The 25,579-nt window shown below is 73.7% G+C and carries 27 protein-coding genes; 10 read left to right on the top strand and 17 right to left on the bottom strand.

All coding sequences use genetic code 11. The features are described 5' to 3' along the window. Nucleotides 1–25 precede the first annotated feature (25 nt). A complete protein-coding gene (locus tag EV188_RS08300) occupies nt 26–1,528 on the top strand; it encodes a long-chain-fatty-acid--CoA ligase (RefSeq protein WP_133825774.1) in 1,503 nt (500 codons plus the stop codon). A gap of 54 nt (nt 1,529–1,582) precedes the next feature. Here the strand turns inward: EV188_RS08300 and mftM are convergent, their stop codons facing one another. The 4 genes from mftM to mdo all read right to left on the bottom strand — a co-directional run bounded on the left by mftM (nt 1,583) and on the right by mdo (nt 6,780). Further along, nucleotides 1,583–2,530, bottom strand: a complete 948-nt coding sequence (gene mftM, locus EV188_RS08295) for a mycofactocin oligosaccharide methyltransferase MftM (protein WP_243741558.1) — start codon at nt 2,528–2,530, stop codon at nt 1,583–1,585. After that, a complete protein-coding gene (locus EV188_RS08290; protein ID WP_133825773.1) occupies nt 2,527–4,071 on the bottom strand; it encodes a VWA domain-containing protein in 1,545 nt (514 codons plus the stop codon). The genes mftM and EV188_RS08290 overlap by 4 nt, the downstream gene beginning before the upstream one ends. 30 nt (nt 4,072–4,101) lie before the next feature. After that, nucleotides 4,102–5,364, bottom strand: coding sequence for an AAA family ATPase (locus EV188_RS08285; RefSeq protein ID WP_208114070.1), 1,263 nt, complete (start codon nt 5,362–5,364; stop codon nt 4,102–4,104). A 123-nt stretch (nt 5,365–5,487) separates the two neighbouring features. Then, complete coding sequence (mdo, locus tag EV188_RS08280) at nt 5,488–6,780, bottom strand: NDMA-dependent methanol dehydrogenase (protein WP_133825772.1); 1,293 nt, start codon at nt 6,778–6,780, stop codon at nt 5,488–5,490. A 259-nt stretch (nt 6,781–7,039) separates the two neighbouring features. On the opposite strand from mdo, the gene EV188_RS08275 reads away from it, so the two are divergent. Continuing rightward, nucleotides 7,040–7,747 (top strand): SDR family NAD(P)-dependent oxidoreductase, encoded by a 708-nt coding sequence (locus EV188_RS08275; protein ID WP_133825771.1) that lies wholly within the window; start codon nt 7,040–7,042, stop codon nt 7,745–7,747. Nucleotides 7,748–7,952: 205 nt separating this feature from the next. Here EV188_RS08275 and EV188_RS08270 read toward each other — a convergent pair whose 3' ends face one another. From EV188_RS08270 to EV188_RS31445, 4 genes are all read right to left on the bottom strand, one after another. After that, nucleotides 7,953–8,702: a hypothetical protein gene (locus EV188_RS08270; RefSeq protein ID WP_133825770.1), complete on the bottom strand. Its 750-nt coding sequence runs from the start codon at nt 8,700–8,702 to the stop codon at nt 7,953–7,955. Nucleotides 8,703–8,712: 10 nt separating this feature from the next. Further along, nucleotides 8,713–9,222 (bottom strand): hypothetical protein, encoded by a 510-nt coding sequence (locus tag EV188_RS08265; protein ID WP_133825769.1) that lies wholly within the window; start codon nt 9,220–9,222, stop codon nt 8,713–8,715. Nucleotides 9,223–9,333: 111 nt separating this feature from the next. Beyond that, a complete protein-coding gene (locus tag EV188_RS08260; protein ID WP_133825768.1) occupies nt 9,334–9,708 on the bottom strand; it encodes a GntR family transcriptional regulator in 375 nt (124 codons plus the stop codon). Next, a complete protein-coding gene (locus tag EV188_RS31445) occupies nt 9,705–10,283 on the bottom strand; it encodes an acyl-CoA-like ligand-binding transcription factor (protein WP_166659783.1) in 579 nt (192 codons plus the stop codon). Before EV188_RS31445 ends, EV188_RS08260 begins: the two co-directional genes overlap by 4 nt. A gap of 141 nt (nt 10,284–10,424) precedes the next feature. Here EV188_RS31445 and mftA point away from each other — a divergent pair, with 141 nt between their 5' ends. The 5 genes from mftA (at nt 10,425) to EV188_RS08235 (ending at nt 13,472) form a co-directional block, all read left to right on the top strand. After that, nucleotides 10,425–10,499 carry a mycofactocin precursor MftA gene (gene mftA / locus EV188_RS08255; RefSeq protein ID WP_133826305.1) on the top strand — a complete coding sequence of 25 codons (75 nt, stop codon included), beginning with the start codon at nt 10,425–10,427 and terminating at the stop codon, nt 10,497–10,499. Then, nucleotides 10,499–10,828 (top strand): mycofactocin biosynthesis chaperone MftB, encoded by a 330-nt coding sequence (gene mftB / locus EV188_RS08250; protein WP_133825767.1) that lies wholly within the window; start codon nt 10,499–10,501, stop codon nt 10,826–10,828. Before mftA ends, mftB begins: the two co-directional genes overlap by 1 nt. Beyond that, a complete protein-coding gene (mftC, locus tag EV188_RS08245) occupies nt 10,825–12,063 on the top strand; it encodes a mycofactocin radical SAM maturase (protein WP_133825766.1) in 1,239 nt (412 codons plus the stop codon). The genes mftB and mftC overlap by 4 nt, the downstream gene beginning before the upstream one ends. Nucleotides 12,064–12,225: 162 nt before the next feature. Then, nucleotides 12,226–12,525 (top strand): hypothetical protein, encoded by a 300-nt coding sequence (locus tag EV188_RS08240; protein WP_133825765.1) that lies wholly within the window; start codon nt 12,226–12,228, stop codon nt 12,523–12,525. A 110-nt stretch (nt 12,526–12,635) separates the two neighbouring features. Beyond that, entirely contained in the window at nt 12,636–13,472 is an 837-nt protein-coding gene (locus EV188_RS08235) for an alpha/beta fold hydrolase (protein WP_133825764.1), read from the top strand. Here EV188_RS08235 and EV188_RS31440 read toward each other — a convergent pair whose 3' ends face one another. After that, nucleotides 13,473–14,081 carry a hypothetical protein gene (locus EV188_RS31440; RefSeq protein ID WP_166659782.1) on the bottom strand — a complete coding sequence of 203 codons (609 nt, stop codon included), beginning with the start codon at nt 14,079–14,081 and terminating at the stop codon, nt 13,473–13,475. It lies immediately after the preceding gene. Between the two features lie 162 nt (nt 14,082–14,243). On the opposite strand from EV188_RS31440, the gene EV188_RS08225 reads away from it, so the two are divergent. After that, nucleotides 14,244–15,257 carry a class I fructose-bisphosphate aldolase gene (locus EV188_RS08225; RefSeq protein ID WP_133825763.1) on the top strand — a complete coding sequence of 338 codons (1,014 nt, stop codon included), beginning with the start codon at nt 14,244–14,246 and terminating at the stop codon, nt 15,255–15,257. A 4-nt stretch (nt 15,258–15,261) separates the two neighbouring features. On the opposite strand, the gene EV188_RS08220 is transcribed toward EV188_RS08225, so the two are convergent. The 6 genes from EV188_RS08220 to EV188_RS08195 form a co-directional block, all read right to left on the bottom strand. Next, nucleotides 15,262–16,137 carry a LysR family transcriptional regulator gene (locus EV188_RS08220; protein WP_133825762.1) on the bottom strand — a complete coding sequence of 292 codons (876 nt, stop codon included), beginning with the start codon at nt 16,135–16,137 and terminating at the stop codon, nt 15,262–15,264. 61 nt (nt 16,138–16,198) lie between these two features. Then, nucleotides 16,199–17,191 (bottom strand): AAA family ATPase, encoded by a 993-nt coding sequence (locus EV188_RS08215; RefSeq protein ID WP_133825761.1) that lies wholly within the window; start codon nt 17,189–17,191, stop codon nt 16,199–16,201. Continuing rightward, nucleotides 17,178–17,642, bottom strand: a complete 465-nt coding sequence (locus EV188_RS08210; protein WP_133825760.1) for a ribulose bisphosphate carboxylase small subunit — start codon at nt 17,640–17,642, stop codon at nt 17,178–17,180. The genes EV188_RS08215 and EV188_RS08210 overlap by 14 nt, the downstream gene beginning before the upstream one ends. Nucleotides 17,643–17,653: 11 nt before the next feature. Next, nucleotides 17,654–19,078 (bottom strand): form I ribulose bisphosphate carboxylase large subunit, encoded by a 1,425-nt coding sequence (locus EV188_RS08205; protein WP_133825759.1) that lies wholly within the window; start codon nt 19,076–19,078, stop codon nt 17,654–17,656. A 35-nt stretch (nt 19,079–19,113) separates the two neighbouring features. After that, entirely contained in the window at nt 19,114–20,322 is a 1,209-nt protein-coding gene (locus tag EV188_RS08200) for a GAF domain-containing sensor histidine kinase (protein ID WP_133825758.1), read from the bottom strand. A gap of 34 nt (nt 20,323–20,356) precedes the next feature. Then, nucleotides 20,357–21,016, bottom strand: a complete 660-nt coding sequence (locus tag EV188_RS08195; RefSeq protein ID WP_133825757.1) for a response regulator — start codon at nt 21,014–21,016, stop codon at nt 20,357–20,359. Between the two features lie 103 nt (nt 21,017–21,119). On the opposite strand from EV188_RS08195, the gene EV188_RS08190 reads away from it, so the two are divergent. Both EV188_RS08190 and EV188_RS08185 read left to right on the top strand, forming a co-directional pair. Beyond that, complete coding sequence (locus tag EV188_RS08190; protein WP_133825756.1) at nt 21,120–22,064, top strand: phosphoribulokinase; 945 nt, start codon at nt 21,120–21,122, stop codon at nt 22,062–22,064. Between the two features lie 53 nt (nt 22,065–22,117). Continuing rightward, the gene (locus tag EV188_RS08185; RefSeq protein WP_243741557.1) at nt 22,118–22,813 is read left to right on the top strand and encodes an HAD-IA family hydrolase; all 696 of its coding nucleotides are present in this window, start codon (nt 22,118–22,120) and stop codon (nt 22,811–22,813) included. A 51-nt stretch (nt 22,814–22,864) separates the two neighbouring features. Here EV188_RS08185 and EV188_RS08180 read toward each other — a convergent pair whose 3' ends face one another. Both EV188_RS08180 and EV188_RS08175 read right to left on the bottom strand, forming a co-directional pair. After that, nucleotides 22,865–24,268, bottom strand: coding sequence for an Hsp70 family protein (locus EV188_RS08180; RefSeq protein WP_133825754.1), 1,404 nt, complete (start codon nt 24,266–24,268; stop codon nt 22,865–22,867). A 107-nt stretch (nt 24,269–24,375) separates the two neighbouring features. After that, the gene (locus EV188_RS08175) at nt 24,376–25,578 is read right to left on the bottom strand and encodes a heparan-alpha-glucosaminide N-acetyltransferase domain-containing protein (protein ID WP_133825753.1); all 1,203 of its coding nucleotides are present in this window, start codon (nt 25,576–25,578) and stop codon (nt 24,376–24,378) included. Between the last annotated feature and the right edge of the window lies 1 nt (nt 25,579).

Genomic DNA, 25,579 nt, shown 5'->3' with positions numbered 1-25,579 from the left:
GCGCCGATCGGGGCACAGGGCCGCGATGACGAACCTGGCGACGGCGCTGGTGGAGACCGCGGAGGAGCACGGCGACCGGCCGGCGCTGCGCCTCGACGACACGGTCCTGACCTACGGCGAGTTCCTCGACGCCGCGCGCGGTGTCGCCGGGCTGCTGCGCTCGCGCGGCCTGGAGCCCGGCGCCCGGGTGGGCATGGTCTTCCCGAACGTCCCGGCGTTCCCGGTGGTCTTCTACGGCGCCCTGCTGGCCGGCTGCGTCGTCGTCCCGATGAACCCGCTGCTCAAGGGCCGGGAGATCGAGTTCTACCTCGACGACGCCGGCATCTCGGTGGTCTTCGCGTGGGACGGGGCCGCCGACGGGGCACGGGAGGCGGCGCGCGACCGGGACCTCGACGTGATCGCCGTCGGCGCGGCGGGACCCGAGGAGGCCCAGCTCGAGGGCGCCGAGCCGCTCACCGAGCCCGTCGACCGCGCCGACGACGAGACCGCGGTCATCCTCTACACCTCGGGGACCACGGGTGCGCCCAAGGGCGCCGAGCTGACCCACGCGAACCTGTCCTCGAACGCCGCCGTCTCCGCCCGCACGCTCACGGAGATCACCGCCGACGACGTGGTGATGGGCTGCCTGCCGCTCTTCCACGTCTTCGGGCTGACGTGCGGCCTGAACTCCGCCGTGCTGACCGGTGCCTGCCTCACGCTGCTGCCGCGCTTCGACGGCACGAAGGCGCTGTCGATGATCGGGCGCGACCGGGTGACCGTCTTCGAGGGCGTGCCCACCATGTACTCCGGTCTGCTGCACGTGGGCGGGCGCGAGCAGTACGACGTGTCGTCCCTGCGCTGCTGCATCTCCGGCGGGTCGGCGATGCCGGTCGAGGTGCTCCGCGAGTTCGAGGAGACCTTCGGCTGCACGGTCCTCGAGGGCTACGGCCTGTCCGAGACCTCGCCGGTGGCCTCGTTCAACCACCCCGACGCCGAGCGCAAGGCCGGGTCGGTCGGGACGCCGGTGGCCGGCATGGAGCTGCGCCTGGTCGACGACGACGGCAACGACGTGACCGGCGACGACGCCGGGGAGATCGCCATCCGCGGCGAGGGCCTGATGAAGGGGTACTGGGGTCGCCCCGACGCGACCGCCGAGTCGATCCCGGACGGCTGGTTCCGCACCGGGGACGTCGGGCGCCGCGACGACGACGGCTACTACTTCATCGTCGACCGCAAGAAGGAGATGATCATCCGCGGGGGCTACAACGTCTACCCGCGCGAGATCGAGGAGGCCCTCTACGAGCACTCGGCGGTCGCCGAGGTGGCCGTGGTCGGGATCGCGCACCGCGACCTCGGCGAGGAGGTCGGCGCGGCCGTCGCCCTGCGGCCGGGCGCCGAGGTCGGCGTGGACGAGCTGCGGGAGTTCGCCAAGGAGCGCGTCGCGGCCTACAAGTACCCGCGCCACGTGTGGCTGCTCGACGAGCTGCCGAAGGGCCCCACCGGGAAGATCCTTCGCCGCGAGGTCGAGCCGCCGGAGGACGTGCGCTAGCGCGCAGGTGAGCAGTATGGACGGCTATAGCCGTCCATACTGCTCACCTGGGCGTCAGCCCACATCGACCACGAGCCAGCCGCCGTGGTCGTCGGCGACCGTGTAGGGACGCCCGGTGCGCTCGCCGAGGGCGTGCAGGGCGGCGTGGTCGAAGGTCCGCACGTGCCCGTACACGGGCTCGGGGACGTCCTCGTAGGGCACGGCGACGACCACGCGCCGGCGCGCCACCCGGAGCATCTCGTCGAGCACGACGGCGGTCTCGGTGGCCGGCAGGTGCTCGAGCAGGTGCACGGCGGTCACGGTGTCGACCGAGCGCGCGGCGGCGGGCAGCGCGCGGGCGTCGGCGACGACGGGGCGCACGGCCTCGCCGCGACGCGCGGCGACGGCGCCGAGCAGGGCCATGGTGCCCGGGGTGTGGTCGGTGGCGATCACCTCGAACCCCTCCTGCGCCAGGCGCAGGGGCAGGAAGCCGAAGCACGTGCCGACGTCGAGCACCGTGCGGCCGCGGAGCTCGGCGAGCGCGCGCTCGTGCACCGGGGCGAACGCCGCCAGCGACGACTCCGGGGGTGCCCCCGGGTCGGCGGGCGCCCGGGGATCGCGCAGGACCGCGAGGCTGTTGGCGTAGAACGTCGACCACGCCGTGATCGGGTCGCTGATCGTCGAGCGCACGATCCCGGTGAAGATGCGCTCGAAGTCGCCCGCCGAGGTCACGAGGCCGGACAGCTCGCCCGCGATGAGGCCCGCGATGTCGTCGTCGAGCTCGTCGGGGCGCAGCCGGTGCAGGACGAGCAGGCGGTCGCCGGGGCGGTGCACCTCGAAGTGCTCGGTCACCCGCTCCGGCGGGCGGGCGGCGGCCAGGCGCACCGGCACGGCGGCCCGGTCGATGTGGCAGACGACGACGTGCGGGTCCTCCCACCGCCCCGGGTGCGCCGCGGCCAGCGGGTCGATGCGCACGGTGCCCGTGGACCCCGCGGAGGACACGGGGTCCGCCAGCCCGGTCACCGCCCGATCATCTCGGCCGCCATGTCGTGGCTGACCTCGGAGAGCCCGGTGAGGTCGCGCACCACACGGATGCGGTCGACGAACTCGGCGTAGCGCGGCAGGTCGCAGGCGCCGAGCCCCCACGAGTAGCGCGGCTCCGGCGTCAGCCAGATCGTCTCGCGCGCCCGGCGGGTGATCTCGGCGAACGCCTCCATGTTCGCGTCGTTCCCGTTGCCCCGGCCGTCGCCCAGGATGATCACCGTCGAGCGCCGGTTGACCGCCGACCCGTGGTCGTCGAGGAACGTGCCGAACGCCGTGCCGTAGTCGGAGTTGGCGTCGACGTCGATGAGGTCGCCGCCGAAGATCAGCCCCAGGGCGTCCTCGACGGTGTGGTCGGCGAAGAGGTCGGTGACCTCCATGAGGTCGGACACGAACGCGAACGAGCGGACCTGCCCGAACATGTCCTGCAGGCCGTGCACGAGGTGCAGCGTGAACCGCGCGGTGGCGCGCACCGACAGCGACACGTCGGCGAGGATCACGAGGCGCGGCTTGTCCTCGGTGCGCGAGACGGTCACCGGGCGGAACGGGATGCCGTCGAAGCGCATGTTGCGGCGCATCGTGCGGCCGGGGTCGATGCGCCCGCGCGGGGACTCGCGGCGCTTGTGGGTCAGCGCGCCGTGCAGGGTCTTCGCGAGCCGGCGCAGGGAGTCCTCGAGCTGCTGGCGCTCGTGCTCCTGGGCGCGGTCGACCTCGGCCTTGTGGGCGTCCTCGTCGGCGTGCCCCCCGTCGACGATCCGCTGCTCGATCTCCATCAAGCGCTCGAGGTGGCGCTTGATCGCCTCGGGCAGGTTCTCGAGCATCCCGGCGAGCCGGCGGCGCAGCGCCATCGCGTCGGTCTCGTCGCCCTCGTCGGAGATCCCGTCCTCGACGCCCTGCAGCCAGCCCAGCAGGGCCTCCTGCTGAGCGACGTTGAGGTCGGCGTCGACCTTCGTCCCGGAGTCGGTCGCGATGTCCCCGGGCAGGCCGCCACCGTGCAGGCGGTCGGTCTCGATCTGGACCTTCTCCTGGGTGCCGGTCTGGTCGGTCGCGCCGTCCTTGGAGAAGACGATCTCGTCGGTCATCGCCGCGAGGTCGATCTTGTTGGCCTCCTGGTGCAGGTTGTACTGCTGGGCCATGTCCTCGGGGTCGAAGAACTCCTTGATGTCGACGGGCGCGCCGTGGTCGTGGCCCTGCTCGGGGGTCTCGCTCGGCTCGTCGGAGAGCGTGAAGTTCTCCAGGGCACCGTCGTCGGAGAGGTCCTCGTGGCCGTGCCCGTGGCCGTGCCCGCGGTCCTCGTTCCCGATCCGCACCAGGGCGAAGAAGGCGTCGAAGATCTCGTCGTAGGTGTCCTCGTCGCGGATGTCCTTGACCAGCGAGACGCGCAGCGCCGCCTTGAGCGTCTCGCGGTCGGCGAGCACGCCGGGCTCGCGCGCGCAGTTCATGGCGTCGAGGACCTCCGAGGTGGAGATCCTGACCTGCCGGATGCGGAGCAGCCGGACGAAGCGGTGGATGCTGGCCTCCATCGAGGCCCTCCTCTCGAGCGTCCGGGCGGGCTAGAGCGCGCGGCGCTTGCCGAGGCCCGCGCCGAACGAGCGGGTGCCCTGGCCCGGGCTCACCGGCCGCTTCTTCGGGGGCTCGATCTCGCCGCTGCGGGCCTTCTCCTTCTGCTCCACCCCGGCGGCGTAGTGGCCGACGTGGCGGCCCTCCTCGTCCTTGGCCGCGCGCACGGAGCGCCCGTCGGGGCCGTCCTCCTCGTCGTCGTGGACGATGCGCGCGGTGGCCGGCGCCGGGCCGCTCGAGTGGCCGTTGTCCTCGTGGCCGTGCCCGTGGCCGTGACCGTGCCCGTGACCGTGCGCGTCGGGGATCTCGGCGTTCGGGTCGACGAGCTTCGGCAGGGCGCCGAGGGCCTTGGTGACGTCCTTGTCGTACTTGACGACCACCGACACCGTGTCGGAGAGGACGGAGCTGTTCAGCTCGTCGACGCCGAGGACGGCGAGCGTGCGCGCCCAGTCGATGGTCTCGGAGATGCTCGGCGCCTTGCGCAGCTCGAGCTCGCGCAGCCCGCGGACGACCTCGACGAGCTCGCGCGCCGTGGCCTCGGGGAGCCCGGTCTCCTTCGACCGGACGATCTCCAGCTCGCGCTCGGCGGTCGGGTAGTCGAGGAACAGGTGCAGGCAGCGGCGCTTGAGGGCGGCGGCCAGGTCACGCGTGTTGTTGCTGGTCAGGATGACGTAGGGCGCGTTCTGCGCCTGGAACGTGCCGACCTCGGGCACCGAGATCTGGAACTCGCCGAGGGTCTCGAGCAGCACGGCCTCGAGGGCCTCGTCCGCGCGGTCGACCTCGTCGATCAGCAGCACGACGGGCTCGTCGGACCGGATCGCCTCCATGAGGGGGCGCTCGGCGAGGAACTCCTCGGAGAAGAAGACGCTGTCCTGGGCGGCGATCCGCTCGACCGATGTCTTGATGTCGGGGGCGTCCTGGACGATCTCGGCGATCTTCTCGCGGAGCATCTGGGTGTAGAGCAGCTGCTTGCCGTAGTCCCACTCGTAGAGGGCCTTGGTCTCGTCCTGGCCCTCGTAGCACTGCAGTCGCAGGAAGCGCCGGCCCGTCGCGAGCGCGAGCATCTTCGCGAGCTCGGTCTTGCCGACGCCGGCCGGGCCCTCGAGCAGGAGGGGCTTCTCGAGCCGGGTCAGCAGGAACACCGTGGTCGCCAGGCGGCGGTCGGCGATGTAGCCCTGCTCGGCGAGCGCGTCGACGACCTCGTCGACCGACCCGAAGGGTGACGTGGTCTCGGTCCGGTCGGTCGGGGTGCTCACGCAGCGCTTCCTCTCAGTCGGGACAGCTCTCGGGGAACTCAGTATGCGCGCCGGGCGCACCGGAGCCCGGTGGAGAACGGGCCAGGAAGTCTGACCCGACCCCACCGGGCTCCGGGTGGATCGTCAGCTCAGCAGGTCGTCCAGGTCACCGTTCATGCAGTGGTCGACCACGGGGCGCACCGTCGTGAAGGTGCACTCCTTGGGGTTGCCCGGGGTGCAGGCGTCGCCGAGGACGTGGTTGGTGATGCGGTCCACGTCGGCGTCGTTGCCCGTGATGGTCTTCTCGTTCTCGTAGAACTTGGTCGGGCCCTGGCCCAGACGGTTCTTCGAGTACGAGTCCTGGGTGACGTCGGTGAACTTCTCCGGGATGCCCACGTCGCGCAGCAGACGGATGGCGGCGGCGAGCGCGGCCTCCGCGGCCTGCACGTCGGTCATGTGCGTGGTGTCCACGCCCATGGCCTGGGCGATGCGCGCGAAGCGCTTGTAGGCCACCGGCATGTTGAACGCCCACACGCGGGGGAGCGCGACGGCGTTGTTCAGGCCGTGGTGGGTGTCGTAGAAGGCCGACACCGCGTGCGAGATCGAGTGGATGATCCCGAGGCCACCGGAGTTGAACGCCTGGGCGGCGATGTACTGCGCGTACATCATGCCCTGGCGGCCGGGCAGGTCCTGCCCGTTCCAGACGGCCTCGCGCAGGTTCTCGTTGGTCAGCTCGATCGCGCGGATGGCGTTGCCGAGGCTCGGCTCGAAGTTCAGCCGCGAGACGTAGGGCTCGGAGGCGTGCGCGAGCACGTCGAAGCCGCACTGGGCGGTGAAGTCGACCGGGCAGTCGTAGTAGAGCACCGGGTCGTCGATCGCCAGGCTGGTCACCGAGGCGTCGTCGAACGCGACGTACTTGTGCGGGTTGTTCGGGTCCGTGGTCGTGTCGGTGATGACGTACGCCCACGAGGTCTCCGAGCCGGTGCCGGCCGTCGTCGAGACCGCGATGTGCGGCGGGTTCTTCGGGTTCTCGGACTGGTTGAAGCCCTCGAACTCGTTGACGTTGCGGCCGTCGTGCGCGACCGAGACGCGGGCGCCCTTGCAGGCGTCGTGCGACGAGCCGCCGCCGATGGAGACGAAGCTGTCGCAGTTGTTCTCCTGGTACAGCTTCACCGAGTCCATGACGTTGTAGTCCTTGGGGTTGGACTCAACCTGGTCGTAGATCACGGTCTCGATGCCGTGCCACTTCATGGACTCCGAGATCTTGTGGACGATGTCCGTCCCGCGCAGACCCGAGGTCATGATCAGCGTCTTCTTGAAGCCCATCTTCAGGGCCTCGGGTCCGATCAGCTCGTGCGAGCCGGGCCCCAGCAGCGCCCGAGGGAAGGGGTGGAACTCCTTGATCGGGAACGGCTTGAGCAGCTCGTCAACCTGCATGCTGGTCCTCTCGTCGGGTCGGGCGAGCGGCCCGTCTCCGTCGACGGGCCGGCTCGTGATCCGGCGCGACGCTAGGGGTGGCCCGGGTCACCGCGACAGAGCCGCGCGGTGATCCCGACCACGGCGACGGTGCCCGTCCTGCACCTTCGGACAGGTTCGGGGCCTGCCCACCGTGCGGCGTTGTGACCGGCGAGTTGTTGCCATTCCTACGCGATAAGGGCGGCGGGTGGAAGGGGCCGACGCGGGGAACCTCGGTCCGGTGACGCACGAGCTCACCGGGCGGACCGCACTCGTGACGGGCGCGAGCCGCGGACTGGGTCGGGCGATCGCCGCGGGGCTCGCCGGCGCCGGCGCGACCGTGATCGGGATGGCGCGCGACCCCGACGCCCTGCAGGAGGCCGTGGCGTCGTTCGGTGGGCGGGCGCTGCCCCACGACCTGGCCGACGTCGACGGCATCGCGGCGCGCGTGGACGGGCTCGACGTGGACGTGCTGGTCAACGCGGCCGCGGTGATGAGCGCGCCGCGGTCGAAGACCCTCGACGCCTCGCTCGCGCAGTGGCGCGACGTCCGCGCCGTCGACCTCGACGCGCCCTTCGCGCTGATCCACGCCCTGGTGCCGGGGATGGCGAAGCGGCGGTGGGGGCGGGTGGTCAACCTGTCGGCGTGCCTCGGCCGGCTCACCGGGCCCGGGACGGCCGGCGGCCTCGCGCCCTACCGCGTCGCCAAGGCGGGCCTGAACGCGCTGACCCGCAACCTCGCCCACGAGCTCGCCCTCGGCCGGCGCGGCGTCCTCGTCGACGCGACCTGCCCGGGGCACTGCCGCACGGACATGGGCGGGCCCGACGCGCCCCGGTCGATCGGGCAGGGTGCGGACACGGCCCTGTGGTTGGCGACGCGGGACTCGTCCCCGTCCGACCCGGCGCCCACCGGGCGGCTGTGGGAGGACCGGGCGGAGGTGCCCTGGTAGCTCCGGCGTGCGGCTCGGGGTGGGAGCGAGGGCGTCGCTGGGTGCGTGGGAGGCAGCGAGGCGTCCCTCGCTCGACGGCGGTGCCCGGCAGGCGTGATCAGGAGCGACGTCATGCACCTCGCGAGCCACGCCGGGTGCACCACGTCGCCCGTGATCCCCAGGGGAGAGCCGGTCGGGCCCTCGTGCCTGGCGCCAGCAAGTCGCCTCAGTGTCCGGGTTCGGCGCTCCACTCCAAGGGTGGGTCAGGGTCTGCGTCGCTGGTGGGGTGGGGAACGAGGCGCACCTCGCCGTCCGGTGCGGTCGCCAGCGACAAGCCGGGAGCGCCATCCCTCAGCAGCCCGGCCACGAGGCGACACCACGCGGCCCAGGCGTGGCTCCGCGGGTCGCCGCCCAGCGCTTCGAACTCCTCCTCCTGGGCCTCGAGGTAGACCCGATAGAGGTCGGGCGGCAGCTCCACGGTCCGTCCATCGATGCGGATCGTGGCCCGACCCGGGACGGCTTCGGTGTCGAAGCCCTGTTCGCGGAGATGGCGGGCGAGGGCCTCGAGCTCGGCGGCGAAGACGGCCGGATCGTCGTGCGGGCCGTCGGCGCTCGGGGGCGCATCACCGTCGTCGTTGCGCTCCTCGACCAAACGCGGGGCGCCTTCGTCGAGCACGAGCGAGACGCGCCGCACCCGGTTCACCCCGTCTCCGTGGTCGGCGGTCAGATGCTCGGCGAGCTGGACCGCGACGAGGCCCCGCGCCACGGCGCGCGGATCGTCCTCGAACGGGGCGTATCCCGCCGCAACGTCGTCGAGGTATGCGCCGAGCAGGTCCTCGGCCAGATCGAGGACCGCCGCCGGCCCCCCGTTCCCGCGCGGTGCCACGGTGGGCGATGCCGTCCGGGTGTCGACGGCGAGACCGTGACGCCGCAAGGCGGCGAACAGGGCGTCGACCTCGGTCTCCTGCGCGCCCACGGCCGGCACGTTAGCAATGGCGCTGGTGCGGATGGAGCGTGTTGACGTCCCGCGTGGTCGCGTTGATGAACATCCGCACGATCTGCTGACGGACGAGCTGCCCGGTCCGGCGATCGTTCAGGAAGATCACGCGTGACATGCAGAGCTGGTTGCCACCCACCGGGACCGTGACGTCGGGATCATTGGCGATGGTCTCGATGGAGAGGTCGGCGACGTCGCGCCAGTTCTGGAACGTCCCGGTGCCGAAGGCCATGTTCTCGAAGTCTGTGCGGTGCCGCGCGAGGATGTGCCGGTAGCCGTGACGCGGGTCGGATGATCCGATCGGCCCGCCGCAGCGCAGTGTGATGCCGGCCGGGAACTGGCGAACGATCTTGTCCTCGGGCGTGGAGCGTCCGCACGCGCCCCAGGGAGGCGCCGCCGAGGCCGGAGCGGCGGTCACCCCCAGGGCGAGGCCGATGATGACGAGTACCACCGTCAGTTCGGCGGCGCGGCGCTCCGGCCGCGCGATCCGTGCGTTCATGGGGGCTCCCGTCGTCGGTGGTCGGGTTCGACTCACCGAGTTCGACGCACGAAGTCCGCGCACGGATCCGGTTCCGCGAAAGGCGTTGCTTTCGCGAACGACGTCGGTGGCTCAGATGTCGGCCAGCGCCGCGCGGGCGAGGTCCAGCGCCCGGTCGCGGGACACGCCGAGTGCGGTGACGGCGCGGGCGTACTCGGCGGCGAGCTCGCGGGCCGGGTCGGCGGCGGTGTCCCCGCCGACGACGAACGTGCCGAGCCGCCCACGGGTCTCGACGACGCCGGCGGCCTCGAGCTCGCGGTAGGCGCGGGCGACGGTGCCGGGCGCGAGGTTCAGGTCGCCGGCGAGGCGGCGCACCGCGGGCAGGCGGGTGTGCGGGGCGAGGGCGCCGGTGCGGGCCAGCTCGGTGACCCGCGCGCGCAGCTGCTCGAACGGCGGCTCGGAGGAGTCCGGGTCGAGGTCGATGAGATCCTCGGGGTCGGAGCTCACGGCGACGCGAACCCCCGCGACAGCGCGTCGAACGCCTCCTCGACGAGGGCGCCGAGCGCGTCGGCGTCCGCCTCGGGCCGCGCGTGCCAGGCGCTGAACACCGCGCGCATCGAGGCCACCACCGCCCGGCCGAACACCTGCGCGCGCAGCGACCCCGCGTCGTCGCCCCAGCGCCCGGCGGCGTCGGCCGCGAGTGCGGACTCCCAGTCGCGGTAGCGGACCGTGGCGCGCGCGGCGAGCTCCGGCACGTCCTCGATGAGGCCGAGACGGCGGCGCAGGGCGGGCAGCTCGGCCGCGGCGTAGTGGTTGATCGCGAGGAAGGCGGCGCGCGCGGCGGCCACCGGGTCGTCGCCGGGCTGGTCGGCGAGCGCGCCGACCAGGGCGGCGAGGCCGTCGTCCAGCTCGCCGAGCACGACGTCGAGCTTGGTGGGGAAGTACCGGAAGAACGTCCGCCGACCGACACCGCCGGCCACGGCGAGCTCGTCGACGGTGGTCTCGTCGAAGCCCTGGGAGGCGAACAACTCGAGCGCGACGTTCTCGAGGCGCTGCGCTCGCGCACTCCTCGTCGTCGCCACGTGCCCATCCTCTACCACGGGGAGGGGCGTGCCGTCCCCGCCGTCCGGAGGGGTGTTTCCCACCCGGATCGAGTCTGGCGGTGGCACCGAGTGCCGCTTACCGTTCGCAGCGCCCGAGGCACCCGCTGGTGAGGAGGACGGATGGAAGAGAACGAGCTTGTCGAGGAGACCCTCGTCGAGGAGGTCTCGATCGACGGTATGTGCGGCGTCTACTGATGCCGACGACGGCGGCGGGGGCCGGCCCGCAGGCAGCCCCCGCCGGCGTCGACGACTTCGACGCCGACGGCCCGTACCGGATCTCCGGCTCGGTCTCGGTGCGCCCGGAGTCGTTCGGCGCCCTCGTGTACGACTTCCACACCCGACGGCTGTCGTTCCTCAAGACCCGGGCGCTGGTCAGGGTCGTCGAGGCGCTCGCCGACCACCCCGACGTCCACGGCGCCCTCGAGGCCGCCGAGGTTCCTGCACACCAGCGGGAGCAGTACCTCAAGGCGCTCGCCGGCCTCGCGAAGGCGGGCACGATCCAGCCGCGGGAGACCACCACATGAAACTCGTCGAGCACTTCGTCGAAGGCCTGACCTCCCCGATCTGCCTGACCTGGGAGCTCACCTACGCCTGCAACCTGTCCTGCGTGCACTGCCTGTCCAGCTCGGGCCGTCGCGACCCGAACGAGCTCTCGACCGACGAGGCCAAGGCCGTCATCGACGAGCTCCAGCGGATGCAGGTCTTCTACGTCAACATCGGCGGCGGCGAGCCGACCGTCCGCAGCGACTTCTGGGAGCTGCTGGACTACGCGATCGCCCACGACGTCGGCGTCAAGTTCTCCACCAACGGGGTCAAGCTCGACAAGGCCCGCGCGGCGCAGCTCGCGGCCACCGACTACGTCGACGTCCAGATCTCCCTCGACGGCGCGACGGCCGAGGTCAACGACCACGTCCGCGGCCCCGGGTCCTACGACACCGCGATCCGCGCGATGGAGAACCTGTACGAGGCGGGCTTCGGGCAGTTCAAGATCAGCGTGGTGGTCACGCGCCACAACGTCGACCAGCTCGACGACTTCAAGGCGATCGCCGACCGCTACGGCGCCCAGCTGCGGATCACCCGCTTCCGCCCGTCCGGCCGTGGCGCCGACTCGTGGGACGAGCTGCACCCGACCCGCGAGCAGCAGCGCCAGCTCTACGACTGGCTCGTCGCGCGCGGCGAGGACGTCCTCACCGGCGACTCGTTCTTCCACCTCTCCGCGTTCGGCGAGGAGCTGCCGGGCCTGAACCTGTGCGGCGCCGGGCGCGTGGTGTGCCTGATCGACCCGGTCGGCGACGTCTACGCCTGCCCGTTCGCGATCCACGAGCAGTTCCTCGCCGGCAACGTCCGGTCCGAGGGCGGGTTCAGGACGGTGTGGCAGGAGTCCGAGCTGTTCGCGGAGCTGCGCGGGCCGCAGTCGGGCGGGGCGTGCACCAAGTGCTCGCACTACGACGCCTGTCAGGGCGGCTGCATGGCGGCCAAGTTCTTCACCGGCCTGCCGCTCGACGGTCCCGACCCCGAGTGCGTGCTCGGCAACGGCGAGCGCGAGCTGGCGAAGCTGGAGATGGACACCGTCATCCCCAAGCCCTCGCTCGACCACTCGCACAAGAAGACCCGCGGTCCCCGCAAGGACGGCGGCCCGGTGCCGCTGGAGCTCTCGGTGCGGCGGTCCAGCCAGGAATCCCGGCCCGACAGAGCGTGCGACTCCGACCCGCTCGCCGGCGAGGGCACGCGCATGCCCGCCGGGATCAGGGTCAGTTGATCCTCCCCCGGTGCCGCGGGCGATCCTCGCGGCACCGGGGTGAGTTCGTCCGGACGACGATGAGCGGAACGCGTTCGTCCGGTTGCGGCACGTGACCGGTCCGTCCGTCGGCACTTCACGGCGAGGACCGATCCGATCGCTCGACCAGCGCGTTCACCAGGTATGACCGCGACACCGGACCCGACGCCGGAGCCGCTCGCCGCCCTCCCGCTGCTGACCGAGGCGGGCGTCAGCGTGTACTGGGTGCCCCTCGACGGCAGGACGGCCTGGGTGGCCGACGCCCACACCCGGCAGGTGTGGATCTCGCGCGCCGTCCCGCGGGAGGCGTTGCTGCGCAGCCTCATCGAGGCCCTCGAGGTGATCGACGCGAGCGGGCCGGACCTGCGCCTCGTCTCCTCCACCGACAGCGTCGAGCCCGCGGCGGAGGGCCGGACGCCGGCCCTGCGCGTCGTCGGCGACTGACCACACCGCGGCGTACGTACTTCCCGCCGGACCGTCCGCGGCGTCCCCTCCCCGCGCGAGCCTCGTCGTCCACGGCCTCGACCGACGGGGCGTCCGGCAGGGGAGCGCGCATGGCGACGATCGCGGTGAACGGCACGACGCTCTACTACGAGCTGCGCGGCGAGGGCCCGCCGGTCGTGTTCATCTCCGGGGGTCCGGGTGACGCCGGGTTCTGGCCGGAGACCGCGGACCTCCTCGCCGACGGGTTCACCGTGCTGAGCTACGACCGTCGGGGCACCTCGCGCAGCCCCCGTCCCGAGGGCTGGACCAGCACCTCGATCGACGAGCAGGCCGACGACGCCGCGGCGCTGCTCGAGGCGCTCGACCTCGCCCCCGCCGTCGCGTACGGCCACAGCGCGGGCGGGCTGATCCTGACGAGCCTCGCCATGCGCCGTCCCGAGCTGCTGCGGGGCGCGGTCTTCCACGAGCCGGCGTTCCTCACGGTCACGCCGGAGGGCCGGGCGGTCATCGAGGGGCTGCAGGGGACCGTGGCCGACGCGATGGCGCGCGGCGGGCCACCGCTGGCCATGGAGCTCTTCCTGCGGTGGGCCGACGGGGACGAGGTCTACGAGGCGATGGACCCGGCCTTCCGGGCTCGCATGCTCGACGACGGCGAGGTCCTGTTCGGCGTGGAGATGGAGGCGCTGATGGGCTACCTGCCCACCCCCGACCAGCTCTCCCGGATCACCGTGCCGTCCGTCGTCCTGGGCGGCGCCGAGAACCGCGAACCCGATGCGCGCCTGTACTGCCTGTACGCGGCGGGGCAGTGGGCGGCCGACGGGCTGGGCGTGCCGCTGGTCGAGACGCCCGGGGCCCACCTCCCGCAGGCCACCCACCTGCGCGAGTACGTGGCGATCGTGCGCCCGATCCTCGCCCGGCTCGCGGCGTCCGCTCCCGTCGAGGCCTGATCAAGCGGACGAGCTGCTCGACGACCCGGAGTCGCTCGAGGAGGAGCCGGAGTCCGAGGAGGACGACGACCCGGAGTCCGAGGACGACCCGGAGTCGGACCAGCCCGAGTCGGAGGACCAGCCCGCGTCGGCGCCGGACCAGCCGTGGTCGTGATGACCGTGGTGATGACCGTGGTCGTGGTGACCGTGGTGGTGCCCGTGGTCGTGGTGGTGCCCCGGCCAGGGCTCCCACGTCGGGTCGGGCCAGGGCCCCGGGCCGTACCCGCCGCGCACGCCGGCGCCCGGACCGGCGCCCGGACCGGCACCGAACCCGCCGTGTGCGCCGCCGCGGTACCCGCCGGGACCGACGCCACCCGGACCCGTCACGAACCGGCCACCGAGCGCCGCACCCGCGAACCCGGCCATCGCGTGGTCCATCCGGGCCCGCACGAGGTTGATGACCGCGAGCACCGTCAGCATCGACGCCACGGCGAGGGCGAGGACGGCGCCGACGAGGGCACCCGTCGGGCCCCTGGTCACGAGGACGGCGACGAGGACGAGGACGACGACCACCTCGAGGGCGACGGCCGCGGCGAGGAGCACGCCCGCGGCCCGGGGCTGGGGGTTCATGCCGTTGATCCTGGTCACCGGCCCGGCGGGCGGACCAGAGTAATCGCGAGGAGGAGTAGTCGGCCCCGATCTCCCCCGCCCGCTCCACCGCGCAGGGGACGCCCCCGCGCGGGGGCGTTCGTAGCGTCTCCTCGACGCGCATGACCGCCGAGGGAGGCCGCCGTGACCACGACGACCAGCACCACCACGACCAGCACCACGAGCTCCGAGCTCCGAGCCACCGCCGCCCGTCTCGTCGCCGGGGGCCGCGGGATCCTCGCCGCCGACGAGAGCCCGCGGACGATGTCGCGGCGCCTCGAGGACGCCGGCGTCGCCCCGACCGAGGAGCACCGCCGGGCCTACCGCGAGCTGCTCCTGACCGGCGAGGACCTCGCCGCGGGCGTCAGCGGCGTCATCCTCTGCGACGAGACGCTGCGCCAGTACCTCGCCGACGGGCGCCCGTTCCCCGCCGCGCTCGCGGGCGCCGGGATCCAGACCGGCATCAAGGTCGACACCGGCACGGTGCCCCTCGAGGGCGGCGAGGACGGCGAGACGCTGACCGGGGGCCTCGACGGCCTCGCCGACCGGGTCGCGGAGTACGTCGCGCTCGGCGCGGAGTTCGCGAAGTGGCGCGCGGTGCTGCACCTCGGCGCCGGCCGCCCGTCGAGCCGCGCCCTCGAGGCGAACGCCGACGCGCTCGCGTCCTACGCGCGCACCTGCCAGGACGGCGGGCTCGTGCCGATCGTCGAGCCCGAGATCCTCAGCGCCGGCGGGCACCGCATCGAGGTCTGCGCCGCCGCGACCGCCCGCACGCTCGCCACCGTGTCCCGCGCCCTGAACCGCGCCGGCGTCGACCCGGCCGCGATGGTGCTCAAGCCGAACATGGTCACCGCGGGGGAGGGCGCGCGGCAGACCGCCGGGCCCGCCGAGGTCGCCCGCGCCACCGTCGACACCCTGGTCGCGACGATGCCCGCCGAGCTCGCCGGCGTCGCGTTCCTCTCCGGCGGCCAGCCCTCGGCGATCGCCGCCGCCAACCTCGCCGCGATCCGCCGGCGCGGCGGGCCGTGGCCGCTGACGTTCTCGTTCGGCCGGGCGCTCGTGTCGCCGGCCCTGCTCGCCTGGCGCGGCGACCCGGCGGCGGTCGACGCGGGCCGCGAGGCCCTGCGCCGCGAGGTCGACCGGGCCGTGGCCGCTTAGGAGCTCACGCCCGACGCCAGCCCAGCTCCTGGTCCGCCAGCAGGTGGCGGACGAGGAGCTCGGTGCTGGCGGTCGCGTCCGGGTGGGTCACGACGTGCCAGGGACGCGCGATCGGCACGCCCGGCACCGGCAGCTCGACCAGCGACCCCTCGCTGAGCAGGCGCGCGACGCCCTCGCGCGCCACCAGCGTCACCCCGAGGCCCGCCCGCGCCGCCGCGATCGTGGCGCCGTGCGACCCGAGCACCATGCGGGGCGGCTCGCCGGGCAGGTCCTCGAGCAGCGCGGTGAGCGTGGCGCGGATGCCCGAGCCGGTCTCGCGCAGCAGCCAGGTGGCGGTCGCCGGGTCGAAGCCTGTGGCGGCGTCAGGGGCGCCGACGACGGTCAGGGTGTTCTCGCGGCGGGCGCGGACGTGCGCGTCGACATCGCCGGGCGGGCTGCCGGCGATGACGACGTCGAGCTCGTGGTGGCGCAGCATCGCCCAGACCGCGGCGCTGGGGGAGACCTCGACCCCGACGCCGACGTGCGGGTGGCGCGCGCGGAACGAGGCGAGCAGGGCGGGCAGGAGGTGCTCGCCGGCCGTGGTGACCGCGCCGAGGCGCACGTGGCCGTGCTCGGGGTCGGCCTCGCCGCGCGCAGCCGCGGTGGCCTCGTCGAGCAGGCCGAGGATGCGGCGTGCGTAGTCGGCGTAGCGGGCGCCGGCGGGGGTGAGGCGCACGCCGCGGCCGTCCCTCGCCAGCAGCGCGACGCCGACCTCGTCGGCCAGCGCGCGCACGGCGGCCGAGACGGTGGACTCGGTGACGACGAGCGCCGCGGCCGCCCCGCGCACCGACCCCTGGTCGGCGAGGACGACGAACGCCCGCAGGCGCGCGGTGGTGGTCACGCGCCGAACCTATGTGAGCGCTTTCCCGCCCTATAGGGCCTGAAAGCGCTCACATAGGGGCTCAGGAGCGGTGGCCGCCGGCGAAGACGCGGCTGGCGCGCAGGTCGGCGGCCTCGAGGGTGGTGATGTCGGCGAGGCCGAGGGAGCCGCCGCCCTCGGAGAGCCGGCGCGCCTGGCGCATGCGGGCGCGGTCGAGGGCGTTGCGCACGCTGCGGGCGCCCGCGAACCACTCCTGCTCGCGGCGCAGCGCCAGGTACTCGCGCAGCGCGGTGTGCGCCTCGGCCGAGAACCCCAGCCCCTGCTCGGCGACCATGCCCTCGGCGATCGTCACCAGCTCGTCGGCGCTGAAGTCCGGGAAGTCGACGTGGTGGGCGATCCGGCTCTGCATCCCCGGGTTGGCCTCGAAGAACGTGGCCATCCGGTCGCTGTAGCCGGCGAGCACGACGACGAGGTCGTCGCGGTTCTCCTCCATCGCCTGGAGCAGGATCTCGATGGCCTCGCCGCCGTAGTCGCGCTCGTTGCCCGGCCGGTGCAGGTAGTACGCCTCGTCGACGAACAGCACGCCGCCACGCGCCTTGCCGACGATCTCCTTCGTCTTCGGCGCGGTGTGCCCGACGTACTGGCCGACGAGGTCGTCGCGCGTCGCGGTGACGAGGTGCCCGCGGCGCAGGTAGCCGAGGCCCTTGAGCAGGTCCCCGATCCGCTGCGCGACGGTCGTCTTGCCCGTGCCCGGGTTGCCGGTGAAGCACATGTGCAGCGTCGGGCGGTCGGTGCTCACGCCGAAGCGTTCGCGGATCCGGTCGACGACCAGCAGCGCCGCGAGCTCGCGCAGACGCTCCTTCACCGGCGCGAGCCCGACCAGCTCCCGGTCGAGGCCGTCGAGGACGTCGTCGACACCGGCGTCGGAGCGCACGGCGTCGAGGTCGACGACGGCGTCGGGGGCCAGCGTCGTGTCGGCGGGCTCCTCCTCGGGCTCGGGCGCCGATGCGACGGCCGGGCGGGAGGCCCGCCCGCCCGTCGCGAACGACACCCGTCCGTTGTCAGTGGCGGCCATTGCCGTTGCTCCGGGCCGACGGGCCGGCCGGCGCGCCGTAGCGCGACCCGGCGGGCCGCTCGGTGGCGTAGGAGTGGATCGAGTAGTTGATCCGCCGGTCCACGCCCTCCTGGCGGTCGAGGCGGAAGCCGGGCTCCTCGCTCGGGCGCTGGACCAGGAACGACAGGGCGACGGTCTGGCGACCGAGGCTCGCGTCGTAGGCGTTGACCCGGACGTAGTGCTCGGGGTGCTCGTCGCGGCAGGCGCGCACCTCGTCCATCACCGCGGCCGGGTCGGCCAGGTCGAACAGCGGCAGGCCCCACATCTCCCAGTAGGTGTTGCGGGGGTGCGGGTCGTCGGTGAACTCCACCGAGCAGGGCCAGCCGTGCTCGAGCGCGTAGGCGATCTGCGCGGTGATCTCGTCGTCGGTCAGGTCGGGCAGGAACGAGAACGTCCCCTGGGTGATGCGCACGGTGATGCTCCTCAGGCGGGCGTCGGGGTGGCGTCGACGGTGTCGGTGGAGGCGTAGTCGAACGTGATGTCGCCCCAGGTCGACAGCGCCATGTCCAGCGGCTTGTTGCGCTTCGCGGCCTCGCGGAGGATCTCCGGGCCCTCGGCGAGGTAGTCCTTGCCCTCGTTGCGGGCCTTGATCATCGACTCGACGGCGACGCGGTTGGCCTCGGCGCCCGAGGCGATGCCCATCGGGTGGCCGATGGTGCCGCCGCCGAACTGCAGGACCGTGTCCTCGCCGAGGTGGTGCAGCAGCTGGTGCATCTGGCCGGCGTGGATGCCGCCGGACGCGACGGGCATCGTCGCGGGCATCGACACCCAGTCCTGCTCGAAGAACAGGCCCTTCGACGGGTCGGCGTCGTAGCGGCCCTTGCGCAGCACGTCGTAGAAGCCGTGGACCGACGCCGGGTCGCCCTCGAGCTTGCCGACGACGGTGCCGGCGTGGATGTGGTCGACGCCGGCGAGGCGCATCCACTTGGAGATCACGCGGAAGCTCACGCCGTGGTTCTTCTGGCGCGTGTAGGTCGCGTGGCCCGCGCGGTGCAGGTGCAGGATCACGCCGTTGCGCCGCGCCCACTTCGCCAGCGACTGGATCGCCGTGTAGCCGACGGTCAGGTCGACCATGACGATGACGCTGCCGAGGTCCTTGGCGAACTCGGCGCGCTCGTAGATGTCCTCCATGTCCGCGGCGGTGACGTTGAGGTAGTGGCCCTTGACCTCACCGGTCTCGGCCTGCGCCTTGTTCACCGCCTCCATGCAGGCGATGAAGCGGTCCCGCCAGCGCATGAAGGGCTGCGAGTTGATGTTCTCGTCGTCCTTGGTGAAGTCGAGGCCGCCGCGCAGGGCCTCGTAGACGACGCGGCCGTAGTTGCGCGACGACAGCCCCAGCTTCGGCTTGGTGGTGGCGCCGAGCAGCGGGCGGCCGAACTTGTTGAGGTACTCGCGCTCGGTGACGATCCCGTGCGCCGGGCCCTGGAACGTCTTGACGTAGTGCGCCGGGATGCGCATGTCCTCGAGGCGCAGGGCCTTGAGCGGCTTGAAGCCGAAGACGTTGCCGATGATGGAGCTGGTCAGGTTCGCGATCGACCCCTCCTCGAAGAGGTCGAGGTCGTAGGCGATGTAGGCGATCCACTGCCCCTCGACGCCCGGGACGGGCTCCACCCGGTAGCACTTCGCCTGGTAGTGCTCGAAGGTCGTGAGCCGGTCGGTCCAGACGACGGTCCACGTCGCCGTGCTGGACTCACCGGCGACCGCGGCGCCCGCCTCCTCGGGCGGCACGCCGTCCTGCGGCGTCACGCGGAACGCGCACAGGAGGTCGGTGTCCTTGGGTTCGTAGTCGGGCTGCCAGTACCCCATCTCCGCGTAGGGGATGACGCCCGCGCTCCATCGATCGGCCATGCTCCGAGAGTGCGGTCCGACCGTGCGCAGCACAATCAAGTGTTCTCGGCGAACCCTTCGTCGATCGGCTCACTGTCGAGGGGTGCGGACACGGTGACCGTCGTGCCGGTGCCCGCCCGCGAGCTCACCCGCACCGTCCCGCCGACGAGGTCCGCGCGCTCCCGCACGGACGCGAGGCCGTAGCCCCGGGTGCCGGTGGCCGGGTCGAAGCCGACGCCGTCGTCGGCGAGCGTGAGGTGCACGGCGCCGTCGGTGGCCTCGAGGCGGACCTCGACCTCGTCGGCGTCGGCGTGCTTGAGGACGTTCTGCAGGGTCTCCTGGGCGATCCGGTAGAGCGCGACCTCGACGTGCTCGGGCAGGCGGCGGTCGTCGAGGTCGAGCACGACGCGCACGTCGGGCAGCCCGCGGGCCAGCGCGGCGAGCGCGCCGGCGAGCCCGAGGTCGTCGAGCACCGGCGGGCGCAGCGCCCCGATCGCCGCGCGGGCCTCGTCGAGGGTCGTCAGCACGAGGTCGCAGGCGGTGGCGAGGTTCTCGTCGGCGGCCCGGGCCTCCTCGTGACCGAGGAACGTGCGCACGGCGTCGAGGTGGAACGACAGGGTCACCAGGCGCTGGGAGATGCCGTCGTGGATGTCGCGCGCCAGGCGCTGCCGCTCGGCCTCCTGCGCGGCGACCATCTGCTCGGCGAAGCGCCCGTGCGCCTCCTCGCGCGCGGCGAGCCTGCGGTGCATCCGGGCCTGGTGGACGGCGCCGGCGACCAGCCGCCCGATCGTGCGCAGCACCCGGACGTCACGGTCGTCGAACTCGCGCCGGGCGACCGTGTGGACGTTGAGCACCCCGACGAGCCCGGCCGGCTCGCTCTCCATCGGCACCGACACCATCGACGTGTACGCCTCGCCGCGCAGCTCCGGGATCGCGACGTAGCGGGGGTCGTCCTGCTTGCGGTCGGCGATCACGACCGGCTCGCGGTGGCTCGCGACCCAGCCCGACACGCCGGTCCCGAGCGGGAGCCGCACGGCGCCGACCTGGGCGTCGAACGGCGGCGTCGCCCCCGCGAGGGTCAGCGAGGGCTCGGCGTCGTCGAGGACGTGCACGAAGCAGACATCGGTGGCCGTGGCCTCGGTGATCACCCGGGCGACCGCGGCGGCGAGCGGCTCGACGCCGGGCCCGCTCGTCGCCGCCTCGATGATCGCGAGCAGGACGGCGTTCTCGCGCTCGGGGTCGGCGAGGCCCAGGCCGCGTGTCATGGGTCCAGCTCCCGCTTCGCTTCGTGTCCCGGCGTCACCGGAACACCCCCTCGCGCAGCGCTGCCGCGACGGCCGCCGTCCGGTCGGGCACCGCGAGCTTGCGCAGCAGCGCGCGGACGTGGCTCTTCACGGTCTCGTCGCCGATGACGAGCTCGGCGGCGATCGCGCGGTTGCTGTGCCCGGCGACGAGCAGCGCGAGGACCTCGCTCTCGCGCTGGGTCAGCCCGAGGTGCGCGCCCGGCCAGAACTCGTCGCGCTCGAGGCGGGCCGCCGACGCCGCCGCGCGCCCGGCCATCGTCGCGTCGACGACCGTGGTGCCGGTGGCCGCGAGCTCCAGGTGGCGCACCAGCTCCTCGCCGCCGATGTGCTTGAGCAGGTAACCGGCCGCCCCGGCACGGAGTGCCTGGTAGAGGTACTGCTCGTCGTCGTAGACGGAGAGCAGCACGACCTTCTGGCCCGGCGCGCGCTCGGCGAGGCTGCGGCACAGGTCGAGGCCGCTGTCGCCGCGCAGGCGCACGTCGCAGAGCACGATGTCCGGGGCCAGCGACACGGCGACGTCGAGAGCCTCGCGGGCGCTGTTGGCGCTGCCCACCACGCGGACCCGCCCGGCGAACGGCGCGAGCATCGCCTTGAGGCCCGCGACCACCATCTCGTGGTCGTCGACGAGGACCACGCGCAGCGGTGACCCCGTCATCCTGCTCACCCTAGGCATTCGTCTCCCCCCTCGGACCCCCCGTGACGGGGGAGCACACGCGGCGCGCCGGTGCCTAGCGTCCGGGTCGAGGAAGGGAGACCTCGTGCCCGACAAGTCCCTGCGCATCCGGCGCGCCGGCTCTGCGCCGCCGCCCCGCCGTCCGGTGATGCTCGCGATCGCCGGGGACAGCGCCGCCGGCAAGACGACGATGACGAAAGGTCTGGTGGAGGCCCTCGGGCCCGAGCGGTGCGTGTCGCTGTGCACCGACGACTACCACGCCTACGACCGGGAGGAGCGCAAGGAGCTGCCGTTCACCGCGCTCCACCCCGACTGCAACCACCTCGAGATCATGGAGCAGCACCTGCAGCTTCTCGCCACGGGTTCGCCGGTGCTCAAGCCGGTCTACGACCACGGCTCCGGGCAGCTCGTGCGCCCCGAACTGGTCGAGCCGGCGGAGTTCGTCATCGTCGAGGGGCTCTTCCCGCTGTGGAGCAAGCTCTCGCGGGCCTGCTTCGACGTCACCGTCTTCCTCGACCCGCCCGAGGAGATCCGCCGCGGGTGGAAGATCCACCGCGACACCGCCAAGCGCGGCTACACCGAGGAGAAGGTGCTCGCCGAGCTGGAGCGCCGCGAGCCCGAGTCCGAGGCCTGGATCCGCCCGCAGCGCGCCAATGCCGACCTCGTCGTGCGCTTCGCGCCCATCGAGGGCCGCGACGACCCGCCGGACACGCCGCTGTCGGCGACGATGATGATGCGCCCGACGATCGACCACCCCGACCTCACCGAGGCCCTGCAGCCCGGGCTCTCGCGGGCGATGCACCTCAAGCTCGAGCGCGACCCCGACGGCCGCCCGGTCGAGTCGCTGCACGTCCACGGCTACGTGCCGCGCGAGGAGAGCCTCGCGGTGGAGAAGGCGATCTGGACCTCGCTCGGCACGCCGGACACCGAGACCCCGGACTGTCTGGGGCGCCTGGGTGACGCGCGCAGCGAGCCGCTCGCGATCGCCCAGCTGCTGCTGCTCTACCACCTGACGGACGCCGCGCGGTGAGCCTTCCGTCCGAAGGGTCGAGCTCCGCTGCGCTCCGTCTCCCGGAAGCGGTCGTGTTCGACGTCGACGGCACCCTCGCCGACACCGAGCGCGACGGGCACCGGATCGCGTTCAACGATGCGTTCGCGGCGCACCGGCTCGACCTGTGCTGGGACGTCGAGCGCTACGGGGAGCTGCTCGCGATCACGGGCGGACGGCGGCGGGTCGCGGCGGCGCTGCGGGAGCGCGGGGTCGAGGACGCGGACGACCTCGCGGCGCGTGTGCACCGGACGAAGACCGCGCTGTTCACCGAGGTGGTGCGCCGCCGCGAGATCGGACCGCGGCCGGGGCTGCCGGCGCTCCTCGACGACCTGCGCGCGCACGGCGTGCGGATCGCGGTCGCGACGACGGGCCGGCGGGCGTGGGTGGAGCCGCTGCTCGCGCACGTGCTCGGCGAGGACACCGCCGAAGTCGTGGTGTGCGGCGACGACGTGGCGGCGCTCAAGCCGGACCCGGAGGCCTACCGGACCGCGCTCGCGCGGCTCGACGTCGACGCCGCGCGGACCGTGGCCGTCGAGGACTCGGGCCCGGGCCTGCGGGCGGGCCTGGCGGCGGGGCTGGCGACGGTCGTGGTGACCAACGACTACACCGCCGACCACGACCTCACCGGCGCCGCGATCGTCCGCGAGTCCTTCGACGCCCCGACCCCGCTCACCGCCGCCGAGCTCGGCACCGCCCTCCTGCGCACGCCGCACCTGCGCGCCTGGTGATGTGTCAGCGTGGTTGCCGGGCTGCAACACCCCGGGCCTCGCGGGAGCACGTCACCAGAGCTGGGCGGGGGTGGTGTCGGTGCCGGGGGTCGTGTCGGTGCCGGGCGTCGTGTCCGTGCCGGTGTCCGTGCCGTTCCCGGTGCCGTGGGTGTCGGTGGTGTCGCCGGTCGTCCCGGTGCCGCGGTCCGGGTTCCGGTCGGAGGAGCCCGACGCGCTCGACGAGGGCTCCGTGCGGCGGGTGGTCTCCCGCGTCCGCGGGGTCGCGCGCTCGGACGACGCGGGGCGCGGCGCCGTGAGGGCCACGGGGGTCGGCGCCGGGGCGCTGGTGGTCGTGGTGGTCGCCGGCACGGTCGGCGCGGGGACGAGCGGCGTCGGGGCGGCCTCGGCGGGTGCCGCGGCCCCGAGCAGGGCGTAGGCGCCCCCGCCGGCACCGCCGAGCAGGATCACCGCCGCCGCGAGCACGGTCACGAGACCCCGGCGGCGGGGCTTCGGCGCCGGTGCGGGGGCAGGCACCGGGAGGGGGACGCGCACGGGCCCGGTGGCGGGCTCGTCGGCGACCACCGGCTGCGGACGAGGCGCACGCCGGACCCCCGCGACCGGCGAGAGGGAGGTCATCATCTCGCTGCGCCGGGCCGCGAGGCGCGCGGCACCGGCGGCGACGGCGTGCTCGGGCTCCGGCCCGGTCGCCACGGGGCGCGCGACCTCGTCGGCGAGCGCGGCGGCCGACGACCCCATCCGGGTGGACCGGCCCACGAGCAGCACCGTGTCGAGGTCCGCGGGCTCGACGGACGCGCTCGCCAGCGTGCGGCGCAGGACGCCGGCGACCACCCGGTCGTCCGGCTCCGCGTCGGGCTCGTGCGGCACGATCGCGGGCCGGCCGACGACGGAGAAGGTGCCCGCGACGTGCCGCAGCACGGTGGCGTCGACGCGCCCCTCGCCGAGCTCGACGACGACGACGGCCGCGCCCTCGGGGACCGCGCACCCCGCGGCGTGCTCGGCGGCGACGGCCACGGGGGCCGGCACGAGCTCGACGGCGCCGAGCCCGAGGGAGGCGGCGACGCCGGAGAACGCCATGCGCTCGTCGACACCCCAGGCCGCGGGGTGGGTGAGCACGATCCCGTCGGGCGCGCCGCCCTCGCGCCCGGCGGTGAGGTCGACGACGCGGCGCAGCAGCACGCCGAGCAGGGCGCTCGCGGCGAAGGGGGCGCCGTCGAGCAGGAACGGGGCGGGGTCGGTGAGGCGGGCGCGGATGTCGCGGGCCACGCGGCCCGGTGCGGCGGCCGCCCCGCGCACCGCGGCGTCGCCGACGAGCGGGGAGCCCTCGGCCGGCCACAGCAGGACCGACGGCATCGCCGCGCTGTGCTCGCCCAGCATCACGACGCTCGACCGGCCGGCACGGTGGACGGCGGCGGTGGTGACCGTGGCGCCGAGGTCGACACCGAGGTGGTAGGTCATCGTCGTCTCCTCCGGCGGGCTCCTGATCTGGCGAAGATCAGCCTGCTGGCCCGGGGACGGGGGAGGAGTAGGGAAGACCCGACTCCGGTCGGGGTGGACCCGCCGGTTCAGCCGGGCGCCGCCCACCGCGCGGCCCGGGCGCCCGCCGCCGAGGCCAGCGTCTCCAGCGGCCCGCGCCCCGCGCTCGCCCGCCACGCGAGCCCGAGCAGCAGCACGGCGACGACCTGCACGACGTAGCCGGGCACCGGGTCGTAGACGTCGACCGGCGAGCTCAGGAACAGCACGTGCAGCGTGTAGAAGGTCAGCGTCATCGCCCCGGCCGCGGCCAGGGGTGCCCGCACCGCGGTGAGGGCGGGGTGGCGCACCCGGTCCAGCAGCAGCATCACCCCGAGCACGGCGAGCGCGATGCCGACCGTGCGGGCCAGGTCGAGCGGCGTCGACGAGTGCGGGGTGTCGACCGCGAGCCACCACCACGTCGTGGTGGGCGTCGTGCCGTCGGGACCGACGGTGAGGATCTCGTGCAGGTCGGCGGGGTCCAGCGCCGAGGACGCGGCCGTGATGCGGGCGAGCCCGCCGCCCGGCCCGAGCAGCAGCGCCGACACCCCGGACGCGGCCGCCGCGAGGGCAACCCCGCCCCCGGTGAGCCCGGCCGCCAGCCGCGGCGAGCGCAGCGGCGCGCGCCCGACCGCGAGGCCGACCGCCAGGTACGGCAACCACGACAGGGCGGGGTAGGAACCCGTGAGGAACAGTTCGCGCACCAGCTCGGCGGGGTCGGTGACCAGCCACGACAGCGACGGGTTGTCCAGGTCCGGCGGTGGCAGGTGACCGCGGACGAGGTGCGAGACGACCGGGATCGCCGCCGCCCCCAGCACCGCGCCGGCGACGAGCACCCGTGTCGGCAGCAGCACCAACGGGATCGCGAGCAGGAACAGCACGGCGTAGTAGGCGAGGATCACCGTGGCCACCTCGGGGTCGGTGACGCCGCCGACGGCCAGCCCGAGCACGCCGATCACCAGGGCCCGCGCCGTCAGCGACGCCGCCGCGCGCCGGGCGTCCACGGCGCCCCGGACCCGCGCCCGCCCGGTGAGGAACGCGATGCCCACCCCGGCGAGCACGGCGAACAGCGCCGCGGCGTTGCCGGTCGCGATCGTCCCGACCCAGGTTTCCTCGCCGCGTTCGTCGGTGAGGTACAGCGCGTGCACGGCCATCATCCCGAGCAGGGCGATGCCGCGGGCGGCGTCGACGCCGAGGACGCGGCCCGGCGTGTCGGCCGGAGCGCTGACCCGTCGGTGGGCGGCGGTGGCGGTCATC

This window comes from Actinomycetospora succinea (genome assembly GCF_004363095.1).
Lineage (GTDB): Bacteria > Actinomycetota > Actinomycetes > Mycobacteriales > Pseudonocardiaceae > Actinomycetospora > Actinomycetospora succinea.
Note: the sequence above shows the minus strand (reverse complement) of the source record. Positions and strands in the feature narration are given on the sequence as shown.

Excerpts from the sequence above, each read along its gene's own strand:
- EV188_RS08300 (WP_133825774.1), top strand. The coding sequence starts at position 26 with ATGACGAACCTGGCGACGGCGCTGGTGGAGACCGCGGAGGAGCACGGC.
- EV188_RS08290 (WP_133825773.1), bottom strand. The coding sequence starts at position 4,071 with ATGGAGGCCAGCATCCACCGCTTCGTCCGGCTGCTCCGCATCCGGCAG.
- mdo (WP_133825772.1), bottom strand. The coding sequence starts at position 6,780 with ATGCAGGTTGACGAGCTGCTCAAGCCGTTCCCGATCAAGGAGTTCCAC.
- EV188_RS08265 (WP_133825769.1), bottom strand. The coding sequence starts at position 9,222 with ATGAACGCACGGATCGCGCGGCCGGAGCGCCGCGCCGCCGAACTGACG.
- mftB (WP_133825767.1), top strand. The coding sequence starts at position 10,499 with ATGCCGACGACGGCGGCGGGGGCCGGCCCGCAGGCAGCCCCCGCCGGC.
- mftC (WP_133825766.1), top strand. The coding sequence starts at position 10,825 with ATGAAACTCGTCGAGCACTTCGTCGAAGGCCTGACCTCCCCGATCTGC.
- EV188_RS08240 (WP_133825765.1), top strand. The coding sequence starts at position 12,226 with ATGACCGCGACACCGGACCCGACGCCGGAGCCGCTCGCCGCCCTCCCG.
- EV188_RS08235 (WP_133825764.1), top strand. The coding sequence starts at position 12,636 with ATGGCGACGATCGCGGTGAACGGCACGACGCTCTACTACGAGCTGCGC.
- EV188_RS31440 (WP_166659782.1), bottom strand. The coding sequence starts at position 14,081 with ATGAACCCCCAGCCCCGGGCCGCGGGCGTGCTCCTCGCCGCGGCCGTC.
- EV188_RS08215 (WP_133825761.1), bottom strand. The coding sequence starts at position 17,191 with ATGGCCGCCACTGACAACGGACGGGTGTCGTTCGCGACGGGCGGGCGG.
- EV188_RS08205 (WP_133825759.1), bottom strand. The coding sequence starts at position 19,078 with ATGGCCGATCGATGGAGCGCGGGCGTCATCCCCTACGCGGAGATGGGG.
- EV188_RS08200 (WP_133825758.1), bottom strand. The coding sequence starts at position 20,322 with ATGACACGCGGCCTGGGCCTCGCCGACCCCGAGCGCGAGAACGCCGTC.
- EV188_RS08195 (WP_133825757.1), bottom strand. The coding sequence starts at position 21,016 with ATGACGGGGTCACCGCTGCGCGTGGTCCTCGTCGACGACCACGAGATG.
- EV188_RS08180 (WP_133825754.1), bottom strand. The coding sequence starts at position 24,268 with ATGACCTACCACCTCGGTGTCGACCTCGGCGCCACGGTCACCACCGCC.
- EV188_RS08175 (WP_133825753.1), bottom strand. The coding sequence starts at position 25,578 with ATGACCGCCACCGCCGCCCACCGACGGGTCAGCGCTCCGGCCGACACG.